Origin of the sequence: Bacteroides fluxus YIT 12057, from assembly GCF_000195635.1 — a bacterium.
Taxonomy (GTDB): Bacteria; Bacteroidota; Bacteroidia; order Bacteroidales; family Bacteroidaceae; genus Bacteroides; species Bacteroides fluxus.
In genome coordinates this window covers 311,916-327,001 of record NZ_GL882689.1, presented here as the reverse complement: position 1 = coordinate 327,001, position 15,086 = coordinate 311,916, and the positions used below count along the sequence as shown (strand labels likewise).

The 15,086-nt window shown below is 44.7% G+C and carries 8 protein-coding genes; all 8 read right to left on the bottom strand.

The features are described from left to right. Window positions 1-88: 88 nt before the first annotated feature. On the bottom strand, window positions 89-1,321 hold the full coding sequence (locus HMPREF9446_RS15075) for a family 43 glycosylhydrolase (RefSeq protein WP_009126592.1): 1,233 nt from the start codon (window positions 1,319-1,321) through the stop codon (window positions 89-91). Window positions 1,322-1,344: 23 nt separating this feature from the next. Beyond that, window positions 1,345-4,665, bottom strand: a complete 3,321-nt coding sequence (locus tag HMPREF9446_RS15070) for a glycosyl hydrolase (RefSeq protein ID WP_009126591.1) — start codon at window positions 4,663-4,665, stop codon at window positions 1,345-1,347. 154 nt (window positions 4,666-4,819) lie between these two features. Next, window positions 4,820-6,964: a RagB/SusD family nutrient uptake outer membrane protein gene (locus HMPREF9446_RS15065; protein WP_009126590.1), complete on the bottom strand. Its 2,145-nt coding sequence runs from the start codon at window positions 6,962-6,964 to the stop codon at window positions 4,820-4,822. 13 nt (window positions 6,965-6,977) lie between these two features. Further along, window positions 6,978-10,217 carry a SusC/RagA family TonB-linked outer membrane protein gene (locus HMPREF9446_RS15060; RefSeq protein ID WP_039969724.1) on the bottom strand — a complete coding sequence of 1,080 codons (3,240 nt, stop codon included), beginning with the start codon at window positions 10,215-10,217 and terminating at the stop codon, window positions 6,978-6,980. Between the two features lie 485 nt (window positions 10,218-10,702). Then, the gene (locus HMPREF9446_RS15055) at window positions 10,703-11,626 is read right to left on the bottom strand and encodes an AraC family transcriptional regulator (RefSeq protein ID WP_009126588.1); all 924 of its coding nucleotides are present in this window, start codon (window positions 11,624-11,626) and stop codon (window positions 10,703-10,705) included. A 161-nt stretch (window positions 11,627-11,787) separates the two neighbouring features. Next, window positions 11,788-13,113, bottom strand: coding sequence for a glycoside hydrolase family 88/105 protein (locus tag HMPREF9446_RS15050; RefSeq protein WP_009126587.1), 1,326 nt, complete (start codon window positions 13,111-13,113; stop codon window positions 11,788-11,790). Window positions 13,114-13,145: 32 nt separating this feature from the next. Continuing rightward, a complete protein-coding gene (gene rhaD, locus HMPREF9446_RS15045) occupies window positions 13,146-13,955 on the bottom strand; it encodes a rhamnulose-1-phosphate aldolase (RefSeq protein WP_039969722.1) in 810 nt (269 codons plus the stop codon). A 63-nt stretch (window positions 13,956-14,018) separates the two neighbouring features. Beyond that, on the bottom strand, window positions 14,019-15,050 hold the full coding sequence (gene rhaT, locus HMPREF9446_RS15040; protein ID WP_009126585.1) for an L-rhamnose/proton symporter RhaT: 1,032 nt from the start codon (window positions 15,048-15,050) through the stop codon (window positions 14,019-14,021). Window positions 15,051-15,086 lie beyond the last annotated feature (36 nt).

The following is a 15,086-nucleotide window of genomic DNA, read 5'->3' as shown; positions in this document are numbered from 1 at the left end:
AGCTATAAAATAACAAAAAATATCCTCCGCAAATAGATGGCGGAGGATTAATCATTAATAATCAATAGATTACAAAAAGCAAGACAATTTAATTGTTTTTCCAAACTTTATTCCAAGTACGCTCCCACTCTTTCCGGTCCTTCGGCTGGACAAAAGGCTGCTCCTTGGCAGGATACGCCAATCCTTCTTCTGTAAAATCCGTACGGATGAAGCCTATCTTTTCCCTAAAATGCGATTGGCTGTCATTACCAAAATAACTGCACCACCAATTACCGTCCTTGTCCTTAAAGAAGCCTGTTCCTCCACCGCAAGGTATAGATTCATGCCTTTTCCTGTAAGGGCCATAGATATTATCGGAAATACCAAGACATGTAGAATACCTGCCTTCGTAATTATCTGCCGCCCCCAAATAATATTTTCCATCGCGCTTGAAAAGAACCGCCCCTTCATGTCCCAAATCATTCATACCACGCCCGACACATTTTTTTGCATGGTGCGCGGGATTGTGGTCCGGATCCTCTATCACTATTTTACGGAAAGGTTCGGCCAATCCACTCATATCCTCTTTCAGCAAGGCTATCTCGTCCGCACGGCCATAAGTAAAGTAAACCTTACCATCTTCATCCTCAAACAAGGTAGCATCGATACCCTTTACAATGGGACGGTCTATTGTGAAGGCGTTAACATAAGGCCCTTCCGGTTTTCCTGTACTACTTTTCAATATCCCGATACCATCGGGACACATGCTGAAGCAAATAAAATAGTTGCCTTTTATATAATGTATCTCCGGCGCCCAGACAGCCCGTACGGCACGGCGCGGATGCTTGCGCCAAGCCTTGACCCAATCATCGGCTTCCTTATCTATATCCCAAACCAAACCTACATATTCCCATTTATGCAAATCGGCAGATTTCCATAGTTCAATGCCCTTTGCCCAGGCCCAGATATTATCACCGGAAGATCCCGTCAGGTAATAGTTGCCATCTCCTCCTAAAGTCACTACACCGTCGCGCAGATGCAGTTCCCAAGCGGGTTTTATCGGAGGCACCAGCCCTGATTCCACAGCGGAGCCTGTACACATCCGCAGAGTTCCCTCCTTATATTCCGGACGAGGCCGGTTGCCATAGTACAGAACTCCATCCGCTCCACTTCGCCAACCGCCCCTGCCGTCACCTTCCACGGCAACGCCCGGACCACTGACCCCCGAGAACTGTTTGGCCCATGCCATTTCAGCAAGAGGGGCGGTATAAGCAGTTTCCTGACAATATGCCCAAACCCGGCAAACACATCCCATCACAAACAATAAAAATATTCGTTTCATAAGTATTGTAATTATTCGCTATATTATTTCCTATAATAAATCAATATCATATCTCCAATGATACCGGAAGGCAGTAATTCATCCTCCGGTGATGCTATTTCCGGAACAGCATATGTAATACGTTTTGCCTGCGGCAGAGAGGCATCACCTGTCATCCGGTTCATCAATGAATTGGCTACCTCAATTTCCAGTTTATTCTCTCCAGGAAGCACCCAATCCGTAATGTCAATCTGCCAGGGAGAACACCAGACAATACCTGCTTCATGGCCATTTACCCGTATGCGGGCTATATCTGCCAAAATAGGAAACTGCAGAAACAAACGTCCACCCTCATCAACTTGCTGCATGTTAACAACCTTCCTGTAGACAGCCGTACCAGAATAATAACGGATATCAGTATCGGTATTTAAAGTCCAGTCTGTCAACTCGTCAAACCTCACCTCTCCAGGACCACCCATTTTAGGATCAAAATACACATTCCAGGTTCCTTCTATTTTTTCTATTCTCCTCTCTCCCGTCAAAGGCAAAGATAAATCTCCGGATTTATGTTCCGAAAAAAACACAAAATAAGCTTCACGGGGAGCCATGGCCAACGAACAGACCTGCATACCTTCGCCGGACGTTGTTGAAGGCAAGGCATATCTTAATCCGGTAACCGGGTTCCATAACTCAGCTACTTTCCCCAAAGCCCTAAAAGAGAAGGTATCGGCTACTGCCTGATCTGTATGATTGTTCAGAAAATAAACATCAGCATCTTTCAATCGACGATGGGCGAACCAGATCTTATCTTTTTTCATATCCCCTCTATTCATTTGGACGTCCGGCTTCAAGCCAGTCTCCTTCAGGGCTTCAGTCAATGTCATCCCCCAACATACGGCCCCTTCTCCATAACGATTGATCCCTGAGGAAGCAGATTTACTCCCCCAAAGTTTTTCCACTAAGGTTTTATATTCCTCTTTCTCTGCAATATCAGTATAGGAACCAGAATAAATAGCTCTATGCCCATATACTTTCACACCCCGTTTGACCAATGCCGCAATTTTTCTTAATGCCGCCAAAGTCAATTCCCCATTCCGGGGTAAAATCATCATCCGATAACTCATGCCGTCAGGTAAGGAAACCATTCCATCCTTTACAGACATTCTGTTAAACAGAGCATCTGAAGTAAAAGCATCAAAGTCATAGCCACCTGGTATATCCGGTAAACGATGTGTCAGTATTTTTACCGGTGCATTTTCACCTAAATAAATGCACAGATCAACTACAGGCATCCCTTGCCGCATCATATAAGCACAACGCGCCTGATAATCCCAAAAAGGCTTGCTATAATCCCAATAAGTATTATTTCTATTCAAGCAATAATGGCGTCCGCCACCTGTACTACCCGGCAATTTATCTAACCAAGGCTGGTAAGCTGAAGCACATACTACAAACTCATTGATTCCATAACAATAAGCATAATCAGCCAGAGACTTCATATACGCAAGGGATTGACTGAACTTCACATCGGTAAACGCCTCTGCAGAAGCTATCTTTTTACCATATATATGAGCGGCAGAAGCACTTTCTTTAATATCATAATTCCCATCCGGATGAATGGCCCAAAATTCACCTTGAGGAATATCCACCTTCCCCTTTGCCTGAATAGGATCAGCTACAATACAAAGTGCATTACCTGTAGCTTGTGCCGTAAAATGTACTCCTGCCTCCCTGCAAAGTTCATTTAAAGTTCCATAATAGTTATCTGAAATCAAATCTGCTATCGTACGGCGAACATCATACAGAACTCCATCCGATTCTTCCGAGCTCCCCACAACATGCCCTAACATCGCAGGCAGAAAACCTTTCAAATCATAGCCACGTCTTTTTAGGAATTCAACATCAAAACCGGGAGTCCAATTCTGAGAACCCGCCTCATGACTATCCATTGCCATCCCATGTAACGGCAAGCCATGTTTCGCCAAAGAGTCTAGAATAACTTTAAAATAATTATTCCATTGTACTTTTGTTGAAGCCACTGACATTTTATCACATTCCAGTCCCATCAAATTGGCGCGGCCATGTTTGATCTTTCCGCCGGTAGGAATATTGACAAACCTCATTATCACCCAATCCCCTGCCGGTACATTCCACGAGAGTGTCCCGTCCGCCTTCATAAATTGAGAAATATCCACAATCTTGTTCCGGTCTATCACTTCATTTGGCCGGTAAGAAGGTGTATGGTCTTTCTCTATATACTCAGAAAACAATCCCGCTTTCTCTTCCCATTGGTCAACCTTTGCCTGTGGAGACAATACCACATTACCCAATTGTATATTCCGGCGACTGTCATTTTCCATATACCAGTCATGCAGATTCAAACGAAAATATCGTCCTGTTACAGCAGGGAATGACACCGTTTTCTGTTTCCAGGAGGAATGAGCTTTATAAATGGGGGTTAATGTACAAACTTTAGTATAATGTATTCCATCATCGGATACTTCCAGTTCTCCCAAATCCGGCAATACTTGATATCCCGTTCCCACAAATACATCTCCTGGAGGAGCAGGAACATTTGTCGCACTTGTTGTAGCTTTTCCCCGTGGACGTACCTGATAAGTAATGCTTCGTGCAGTAAACCTTTTACCAAAATCCAGATTCAGATAAACCGATCTGCCTGGAATCTGGGCAGGGATCCATACTAATGAGCCATATTTTGAAAAAATTTCCGCTGCCGGGAAGTTCGGTAAGTTAGACGTTATGACAGGAGAAAGGGCATCACTCGCTATCCATTGATCTCCGGAAACAGGAAAAGCCAATACCGCAACATCATGATAATAATTGTATTTATTTTGTGGCAGAGACAATCTTCCGCAGAAGCTTTGCCTACCATGCACCAAAGTATCAGTAGCAGCCAACATCTGCATACCCAATTCTTCCGTAATCCACGGACCACCGGCAACAAATCCATTAGAGACGTGTGCTTCAAAGCTCAATCCAAGACGTTCAGCCTCCCGGGCTGCAAAATACAGCATAGACCACCATTCATCTGAAAAAGCATCCAGTGCCTCCGTTTTTTTAGAATGTACCTGATCATAGTAAACCACTCCACCGACACCTGCATGACGGAAAGCCTCCAAATCGGCAGTAATTCCTTCACGTGTAGTTTCAGTTTCACCATGAAACCACCAGACTTTTGTACGTGTAGAATCTTGCGGATTTTCAAAGCCATGCAGCACATCGGCCAAAACCGGCTGACAAGGAAGAGTAGCAGAGGTACAACCGTATAGAAGAAACAGTGCAGCTATCAGACACACATACATCTGTAAATAGGATATATACTTCATCGTATATTCATTTTTCATATTTTATACAAGAAAATAATTTAACGGCACCCTTGGCAAGGCTATTTACCCTTAGAGACAAACATAGTACAAAAAAAGGCGGAACACAATCAAAGCGTCCGCCCTTTTTTCATTTACTAACCTAAAATTCAATCATAACAGACAGCTTTACCGCTTATTTTGAGCTTGTATAACCGGGAAGCTGCGTCAGGTTCGGATTGTCAACCAACGGATGACCGGATGACTTGTCCGCTAACGGCAATAACTCCGAGAAGTTCTCTTTATAGCCGTAGTAGATACCATCACTGCCATCAGGAGCGGCAATCCAATTCGGATATTTACCACCATTTTCAAAAGAACCGGTAGGGTTCTGATAAAGGATCTTGCCAATCTGCAAAGCGTTGAAACCACCGCCGAAGCCTACAGCCTTACGAGCCTTGCCATTAAACGTACTGGTGTATGCCTGGAACATATTACAAGGATACCACTTATCACCCTCCGACACTTTCATGCCATGGGCACGGACAATATCAAGCAGCTCAGCCTGATAGGCATCATACAATTGCTGAGTAGCCTTTTTATCCACCACGTCTTTTCCTTTATCATCCTTCACTTTCACCTCATTCGGAACATTTGTCGCAATGGCAATCTCCTGTGCGTCGGTCAGCTCGATATATTCAAGGGCAAGGAATTTATCACCATATTCCTGAGCATCCTTATGGAACTTATACAAGCGATAAACAGGAACGTCCGCATATTCTCCCTTACGGTCCGAGAGATCCTTCATAGCTTGCTGTGTGGCTCTGATCTCTTTTGAGATACGTCCCATACGGATTAAATCCGTACGCAGGAACAACTGACCGCCCAACTCCCATTTACGTTCTTGAGCCAACGCATCGTCAAACGCCTCTTTAGAAGAGGGGATGTCAAGGGAACCGATACCGGCACGGTCACGAATCTGTTTCAAGGCACTGACTGCTTCTCCTGTAGGACCGCCATTCAAGAAATTCTGTGCTTCCGCATACATCAGCAACACATCAGGATAGCTGATGATAGGAATATTCAGATTACGTTTGGTAGCGTCAGGAGCCGGAGCCACACACCAGGAGATACGGAACTTGCCAGACATAATGCAAGAATAAGTAGTACCTACATCCACCCATGTATCATCCGCCTTTCCTTTTTCCAGGAAATAGATGCTGTATGAGGTACAGGTCACATCACGACGGGTATCCTCCGGTTTAAAGGACAAATAATAAGTAGGCAAGATAGAAATCATAGCCTTACGGGACCCAAACAAACCGCCACGGGTACCAGGATGGGCATATACCCCCCACTTGGAATTTGTGGTAGATCCGTATTGAGCCAAACTGAAAATCATTTCATTATTGATGGAAGTAAAATTACGCTGGCAGAAATTATACCACATATATTGGAAACCGCTCATATCGTTCTTTGCCTGAATCAACGAGTTCTCACCATGGCCTATAATCTCCTTGCAGGCATCACTCGCAATCTGGTAAAGCTCACGAACCCGTGCCTCGTCACTGCGACGCTCCACTTTCAAAGTAGCCGGATCATTGGTTTCAAGATTCCAACGCAAAGAATAACCGCCCGCATAAAGAGCAGTACGGGCCAGCAAAGCCAACGCCCCCTGCTTGGTCAAGCGTTCGGTAGTGACATAGCCGCTTTCGCTGAACCAAGGCAAGTAACCTACAGCCTCCTGCAAGTCTTTTATAATCTGGTCATAAATGACATCGCGGGACGTACGTTTGGGATAGAATGTATTTTCGTCATTCGCGTCCATATCTTCCAAAGGCTCCCAAATAGCCGGCACATCCCCATAAATACTGATCAGATTGAGGTATGCAAACGCACGGAGCCCCAGCACTTCACCCAGCATAGAGTTGCGCTTTGCCGTTTCAGGCATGGCTTTCAGACGTTTGATACCGATATTGGCCGACTCGATCGCACCATATTCCTCATTGAAAAGCGTGGTGGTAGTCCAGTCGGGAGAACCACTGCCATAAAACCAGTTGGCAAGGTTATACTTCGAGTTATTCGTCGAACCATCTTCACTGGGATGGCTCACCGTTTCGCCCTCGGCCAACTGATAAATCATATCAGTGGGTATGATCCCCCTGTAACATCCCAACACGTATGCATCGGCCGTAGCCTCATTGGCAAATACGGTTTCGGTATCGGCGGAGGTGTAAGAAGGCATCTCCAGCCAATCTGAACAGGAAGTCATTCCTAATGATAATGCCAGGGCAGGCAGCAATATCAACTGCTTCTTCATATTTAATTTTACTTTTTTCATGACATTGTAAAGTTTAGAATGTTAAGTTAAGACCAATTACATAGCTTCTGGAGCGCGGATACGTAGAATTATCATACCCCGGCGTACAAACCACTTGATCACTGCCGGCAGAAACCTCCGGATCATAACCGGAATAGCCCGTAATGGTAGCCAGATTATTGGCGGTGAAATACAAGCGGGCATTGGAGATAAAGAATTTCTTCAGCCAGACCTTCGGCAAAGTATAGCCCAAAGTTACTTGTGCAATACGCAGGTAAGAACCATCTTCCACATAATAAGAAGAAGGGTATGTGATATAGCTTGAGTTCGTCTTGCTCAAGCTCCAGTTGCGTGCACTTTCATTCGGATTCAATGACTTGATAACTTCCAGAGAGGTGGCTTTCTGGCCTGTGACGGGATCTATCAAGCGATAATAGTTGTCACCGAATTCAGTAGGTACATTCTGGAAAGCGGCGTACGGACTCATACTGTGTTTGGTAGCATTATATACATCGTTACCGATAGAGAACTTCATAAATACACTCAAGTCGAAACCTTTATATTGGAAAGTATTATTGAAACCGCCGATACAATCCGGAGTACCATTACCGATCTTCACCTTCTGTTGAGTAAATTGCGGATTGCCGTTCTTATCTACGCCATCGGCAGCAAACTTAATGTCACCCGGCTGCGGAGTACCGCTGTTGGGTCTGACTACTCCTTCTTTCAAAGTCAATGTTCCATCAGCACCTTGAACAAAATCATCGGTGGTATAAACGCCATCATAAATATAGCCATACATTTCCCCCAAGCTCTGGCCTACCACTGCATAATAGTTTACCTGTCCGGAACGGTTGCCACCTACACTGAAAGTCTTTGTGTCGAGCCCGTCCTCCAAAGAAATGACTTTGGATTTATTGAATGCCAAATTCAAATCACTTGTCCAGCGGAAGTTCTTGGTCTGTATATTCACCGTATTCACAGAGAATTCCCAACCACGGTTACGAATCTTACCTACATTCTGGAATTGGCTTTTATAACCCGTGGTAGATGGAATAATGCATTTCAGCAACAAGTCATTTACCTGGTTATTGTACCATTCGGCAGTAACATTCACACGGCTGTTGAAAAGAGCAAAGTCCAAACCGATATTGGTAGAATGCATTGTTTCCCATTTCAGATCCCTGTTACCAAGTGTTTCATCCAATGTATAGGCCAGATTACCTTCCGTATTGTTCAACGGATAATCGGTTTGCTTGAAAGAAGTGGTGTACATATAGTCACTGATATTACAGTTACCGGTAGCACCATAACCTACACGCAATTTCAAATTATTGACTGTATTTGAAATGGCATTTTCCTTCCAGAAATTTTCTTCTGAAATACGCCATGCACCGGAAACAGAAGGGAAGATACCCCATTTGTTACCTTTGGCAAACTTGGAGGAACCGTCACCACGAACCGTGGCAGTGAAAAGGTAACGTTCGTCGAATGTATAATTTACACGGGCAAAAGCAGAGACAATCCCATTGTGAGAATGGCTTACAGATTTATCTTTTACCGTAGCCTGGTCAATATTATCCAATCCGAAATTAGGATACGGGAATTTTACCAAAGACAGTTTATTGCCTTCCGATTCTGAATAAGTAACTTCATGTCCCAGAAGCACACCTAATTTATGCTTCTGAGCAAATGTCTGGTTATAATTCAGAGTATTGGTAATCTGCCATTTGAAAGATTCACCATTATTGATACTACCATTAATACCGGTATTTGCCGCATCCATAATATACGAGGTGGATTTTTCATCGGCAAAGGATGTATCCTTGCTGCTGGACCAAGTATAGCTGCCCGCCGTACGCCAAGTAAAGTGCTTTAACAAATCGAATTCAACGCCGGCATTAATAGTATATAAACGGGAACGTTTCTGAGAAGTAGAAGCATCATTGGCTATAATCGGGTTGGCCGTGTCATAGCTGGTATCCAGTCCCGACAGGTCCGGATAAGTCTGCGTGTTCAGCAATTCATCCAAAGTATATTTCGTACCTCCAATGATAGGCTGCAAAAGCACACTCTTCATTCCGGAGTAAGCGCCGCCACCCAATGTCTTTTTATAAGAAAACATTGTATTCACATCTACACGAATACCTTTCCAAAGTTCAGAATTTATTTTGGCACGGAAAGAACTTTTATTTACTCCATGCTTAGCCAAAAGACCATCCTGACCACTATAGTTATAGCTCAACATAACCTGGGTCTTTTCCGTTCCGGTAGACACGTTTACATTATGATTCTGTGTCAAAGCCGAACCGCCAAACACTTCATCCTGCCAATCAAGCGTCTGTGCACCTGCATAACGGTCAGCAATACGAGCGTAAGCTCCCGTATAGAAATCCGCAGCATCGGAGGCCACATTATCAAATACCGTACTGAAGTTGGTTGTACCACCCTGCAAAACAGCCATTTCATATTGGTATTTCACAAAGTCTTCCGCATTGGACATCACATCCAACTTTTTGCTGAGGACATCAAAAGAGAAATACGTATTATAATTTACTTGCGTCTTGCCTTTCTTGCCGGACTTGGTAGTAATCAAAACGATACCATTGGAACCGCGGGCACCATAAATAGCAGTAGAAGAAGCATCTTTCAAGATATCGATGCTCTCAATGTCGGCAACATCTATATTGCTAAGGGCGTCACTCATTTCAAAACCATCCACAATGTAAAGCGGTTCTGTACTCTGTGTAATGGATGTACCGCCACGAACCGTAATATTGGCACCGGCTCCCGGAGCACCGCTCTTAGTGACAATGTTCACACCGGCAGCCTTACCCTGCAAGGCCTGTGCAGCCGTCATGGCCGGAACAGCGGCCAGTTCACCGGAGGAAACAGAAGAAGTGGCTCCCGTCAAGTCTTTACGCTTAACCTTTGCATAACCGATGGCTACAACCTCTTCCAACATCACGGAAGATTCTTTCATAGTCACATCAAAATGAGTCTTGTTACCGATAGTCACAGTCTGATTATCATAACCGATGAACGAAATTACCAGCTCTTTGGCGGAAGCCGGTACAGAGAGTGTAAACTTACCGTCCATATCGGTAATAGTACCGATGGCGCTATTACCTTTCACTGTTACAGAAGCGCCAATCACCACGTCCAGCGCATCACGGACCGTACCGGTAATCGTCTTGTTCTGAGCCCAAAGGCTGAGAGGGAAGCCTATCAGCAGAAGCATCAACAGGCAGAGATTTTTGTGTAAGATTCTCATAGATTATTAATATATATTTGATTAATAAATTCAAGCCTAACAAATATCGCATCCGTTATCGAACACAGGGTTTGTAAGCGCAAATTTATAAAATATAATAGCTGCGCTATTTACATTTTTTGACTGCAATACTTCACTTTTTGATTTTTATCGCCCGTTCTTATTCCAAACTCTTTATACACCGTTAACGTAATTAGTACCTGAAAGATACCGTATGCCCCTGCAGGAAACTACCTATTGAAAACTTTACGGGAAGCTGAAGAAAAGACTTACGGAGTTAAGACTAAAAGTTAGCGGAGTTAAGAGAAATCTCTGTTCGCAGTGCGCGAACGGATATTCAAAGGTTGCGAACACATATTCACAGCCTGCGAACGGATATTCACAAGCTTTGAACAAAGTTCTTCCATACAAAAAAAGAATTCCGACTACCGGGTCTTTGTACATTTGCCCGGGAATCCTTTACATGGTATATATATCAGTAAAAATCACAATTCACTTTCCTCAACCTCCGTTTCCCTGCCGAAAGAACGATATTCCAACGGAGTAAACCCTGTACGTTTTTTAAATAAGGAAAAGAAATGTTCCGTAGATTTATAATCGAGCATAAAGGATATCTCCTTCACAGACTGTGAAGTGCCTACCAACAGTTGTTTGGCCTTGCGCAACTTCAACTCCTGAAAATACTTTGCAGGAGCATAACCGGTATAATCCTTGAAGACTTTACGGAACCAAGAATAACTGATGTTCAGCTTCATGGCAAGTTCTTCCGGATCAATATCCTTGAAGACATTCTCATTCATTATGATTTTGGCCTGCTCTATCTTCTGGTCAACATCCCCCAACTCGAATATCTTGTTTTTGGAGATAGAAAGAATCATTCCCACCATGTGCAGGACGATTCCCGCAAGATATTGCTGGGAAGAAATCTTATCAGCTTCCGCAATCTCCAAGGCTCTGGAAAAAAGTGAGACAAGTTCCTCGTTCAGTCCTACTTCAAGCACCTGGTTTTCCTGTGAAAGAAAGCCGCCCTTCATCAGATCATCAATGACAGGCCCTTCAAAACCAATGTAATATTCATTCCATCCCGTCTGCTGATAAGGATGATACGTATGCCACTGTCCGGGAAAAAGCACCATCAGCCGTCCCTTGCAGACTTGCTTCTCAGGAGTTGTCTCCGAAGAAAACAGCCCTCTGCCTTTCGTTATATATACCAATTGATATTCGCGCAGGACACGCCCTTTCTGGGCATTAAAGAAATAACCGGAAGGATGGTCCTTCAAGGGATAAGGCGTATTCGGCTGGATGGACTGGAAACCTACTGTATTTACCCACAGACCATATCTCTGGTCCATGTCATTTACAATAAGATACTTGAACTCTACTCCTAAATCATTATAATCCTTGGTCATAATACGTGTCCTTCATGATGCTTTGGGACAAAAATAGGGATTATTTCTGAGAATAAGATGTAATGCCTGCAATTTTCATAGGAAAAACGTGAAAACAAAACTCCCTCTGCCGTGGTTCAGTTTACAGCAGAGGGAGTACAAAACGACCTGATATGAGGTGCTTATTTTTTAGAAACCACAATTTTATCGTACTGGTGTTCCGCTTTAATCTCCGTATATTTCGGCGCGTCCATCATCTCAATCAAAGCTCGGAGCACCGGGCCTTCTCCCATCGGGTCATTTACCTGAGTAGGACGATTGTAATAATATGCAAGGGACGGCATGATGCCCGTACCTACACAAATAGTAGTGACATCTCCATTTTCGGAAATCTTGCTCAGCATGCCCTTCAAGCCCTGCTCTGCCACATAGATAAAGTCCGGATGCAGCCATCCATGCTTCACACCGCGAGCTATACCAAAAACAAACATGGAAGTCCCGGTGATTTCTTCATACGAATCTTCCTTGTCGAGCAACTGGTGCCAAAGGCCATTCTTGCCCTGGTAACGTGCCACACCGCTACATTGGCGCTTGAAGCACTCCAGCACTTCCGCACGCAAAGGATGATTCTCCGGCATTACTTCCAGCAAATCGGCGGTAGCCATGAAAACCCAACCATTGGCGCGACTCCAATGAGCAACACCGTGCTCTTTGTTGTCCGTATGGTAACAATGATAGAATATCTGCTTTTCAGGACACCAAAGGTATTTATGGTACTTCACTACCTGGTTGGCGGCATCGTCCATGTATCTCTTGTCACCGGTCATTTTAGCCATACGCGCCAAGAAAGAGATGGCCATAAACGCATCGTCCGCCCAAATAGTGTTGACATGCGGCCAAATGCGGGCGATGGTTCCATCCTCAAGACGAGGTTCCGCATAGTTCAGGTGATCGGCAGTCTCATTGATATAATTCAAGAAAGACTTATTAGGGTGTTTCATCTGCAAATCAATCAGAGAAGCCCCCATAGGCCCGTTGTCGTCCAGACGTTTGCCACGGAAAATCATGTGCCAGCTCAGTTTGCGGACGCCATACCATCCTCCATCCTTCATAGCCTTGTCATACTGCTTCTTAAAGAAGTCCAGATTTCCTTCATTGAATACGAAATTCATATTCTTAAGGACATAGTCATCGTACTTCTTCTCACCGGTTTTATTTGCCAACTCCATCAGGGCAATATGAGTCACCCCATTGGTATAATGCCAGTTATTGTACTTGCAAGCCACCCGGACATTCATATCCAAAGGCAGGTTCTTCACTGATTTATAAGTCTCGCCCGTCTTTGTATTCTTGAATTCGTAGGTAGTAGCGGCCAAAATACGGTCAGCTATTTTCACTGCAACATCCGCTGCAGAAAGTTTTGCCTGAGCAGCTGTTTTCAGCTCTACTTGTGCGGAAAGTGCGGCAGCAGACAGCAGCAGCATGCAAGATATAAATATTTTTTTCATAATAACGTTTTAAATAATATTGCAGGGTGTTGTTATTTGGGTAAGTTAAAAGCAACAGACATTTCTTTCATCTGTATCCGGCTCATTCCATCCGGTTCAAACCCCATATTCTTGGCAGCCATGTAAATCAGCGCCGATTTATTGAGGACATCCACCTGGTCAAAGGCTGCCATCGCATCCACATCAACCGCAAAGACCCCGTGTTTCTCCCACATCACGACATCGTATTCATCCAGTTCGCGGATGGTAGCTTCAGCCAATTCTACGGAACTTGGAAGTTCATAAGGAGTAATGCCCAGGCCACGGGGACAGAAAGCCTTCGTCTCGGGAATCATGCTCCAAAGCAAATTAGAAGCCACATCCTTCTCAAGGAACTTCTTGTTGTGGGTCATGGCGACCAATTCGATAGGGTGTGTATGTACGGATGCCTTATAAGGGGAACCTTTTTCGATAAGGCGGTTGTGCACACAGAGATGTGAAGGCAACTCTGAAGTAGGCTGTACCGGTTGGTCCGCAATAATGACATAACTGGCGCAATCATCAAGGATACGGATGACCGAGCCGTTCTCCATCGGCCAACGGGCCAAGTCACGCATACGTTTGTTGGTACCCTTACAATAGAAATAGCAACCTTTCAGATAAGGCAAAGTAGCGCCGATAGGTTTTACTTCACTGATAGCAGGCATAGCCTTGACAGCATCATCTACAAATTCGGTGATATTTACCGTAATGTTACCGCCATTACGCTCTGCCCAGCCTTTCTGCCAGAGATAACCGGCTACTTCGGCCACTTTGTTTACTTCAGCAGCCAATGCCGGACGATTATTCAATATTGATTCCATATTATTTTTCATTTACAATTTAACGATTTACGATTGAAACTACCGCACTGTTTGTCACTTGTCTCATGCCTGCGCCATAGCTACCACTATAATAGACGCAATCAGTATGGCCAGCCCGAGGAGCAGGACTCCGACGGTACGTTGTCCGCAGCCTTTCCATTCTTTCAACAAAATCCCCCAAACATTACTGAACGTAACATTGAGCGACATCAAGATGCTCCAGGAAAATGCCAGGAGTACCGGACTGTCTGTCAAAAAGCTCTTTCCCATCTCAAGGCCAAAGAATTGTGAATACCACAGCACACCGGCCAAAGCGCAAAATAAAAGATTATTGATAAAAGTAGCGCCTTTTACAGAGAAATATTCATGTCCTGTCTTATTCTTTATGTTTTGCTGGATACAATACCCGGCATTCGTAAAGAAGCCTCCCAAGGTCACCAGGAAGATGACAGGAAGTCCGGCATAAAGCGGAGCGACTCCACCGGCCAATGCAGCTTCTTTTATGGGAGTACCCGCATCCAGTCCGAGCGCAAAACAAGCGCTCATCACACCTGCCAGCAAAGCTACCAACAGCCCCTTGGTCAACGCAAAGTCTTTCACTGCAGCTTTTTTTTCTTCCTCACTCATGTTCCTGGAACGCAAACTACCGGCATAACCGATTACCGCAATCCCTGCCAACGTTATGCAAACACCGACAAGCAACATCAGCCCATCTCCATGCAGCAGATCCTTCCCTGCAAACAGAGCCGGGAACAGTGTCCCGAAACCCGCACAGGTACCGAGGGCAATGCTCTGTCCCAAGGCTACACCGAGATAACGCATGCTCAGACCGAACGTCAGGCCGCCGACCCCCCAAAGAACACCATATACAATGGCGGGCAATGCACCTCCTGCCCCCCAAAGTTCCATCAGGCTACTACCGGCAGGTATGGCAAGCAGCGCTCCCAGCAACGGAAAGACCAACCACGCAAAAAGCCCCTGTACCAACCAGAAACTCTCCCAAGACCATCCGTCAACCTTTTTTATGGGGACATACGAACTGCTCTGTCCGAAGCTGCCGACGGCAATGATAAGTAATCCTATCAGTGTATTCATAATATATCATTTAAAGGTTCTCCCCCTTTCCTCCTC

Excerpts from the sequence above, each read along its gene's own strand:
- HMPREF9446_RS15070 (WP_009126591.1), bottom strand. The coding sequence starts at position 4,665 with ATGAAAAATGAATATACGATGAAGTATATATCCTATTTACAGATGTAT.
- rhaD (WP_039969722.1), bottom strand. The coding sequence starts at position 13,955 with ATGGAATCAATATTGAATAATCGTCCGGCATTGGCTGCTGAAGTAAAC.
- HMPREF9446_RS15075 (WP_009126592.1), bottom strand. The coding sequence starts at position 1,321 with ATGAAACGAATATTTTTATTGTTTGTGATGGGATGTGTTTGCCGGGTT.
- rhaT (WP_009126585.1), bottom strand. The coding sequence starts at position 15,050 with ATGAATACACTGATAGGATTACTTATCATTGCCGTCGGCAGCTTCGGA.
- HMPREF9446_RS15060 (WP_039969724.1), bottom strand. The coding sequence starts at position 10,217 with ATGAGAATCTTACACAAAAATCTCTGCCTGTTGATGCTTCTGCTGATA.
- HMPREF9446_RS15065 (WP_009126590.1), bottom strand. The coding sequence starts at position 6,964 with ATGAAAAAAGTAAAATTAAATATGAAGAAGCAGTTGATATTGCTGCCT.
- HMPREF9446_RS15055 (WP_009126588.1), bottom strand. The coding sequence starts at position 11,626 with ATGACCAAGGATTATAATGATTTAGGAGTAGAGTTCAAGTATCTTATT.
- HMPREF9446_RS15050 (WP_009126587.1), bottom strand. The coding sequence starts at position 13,113 with ATGAAAAAAATATTTATATCTTGCATGCTGCTGCTGTCTGCTGCCGCA.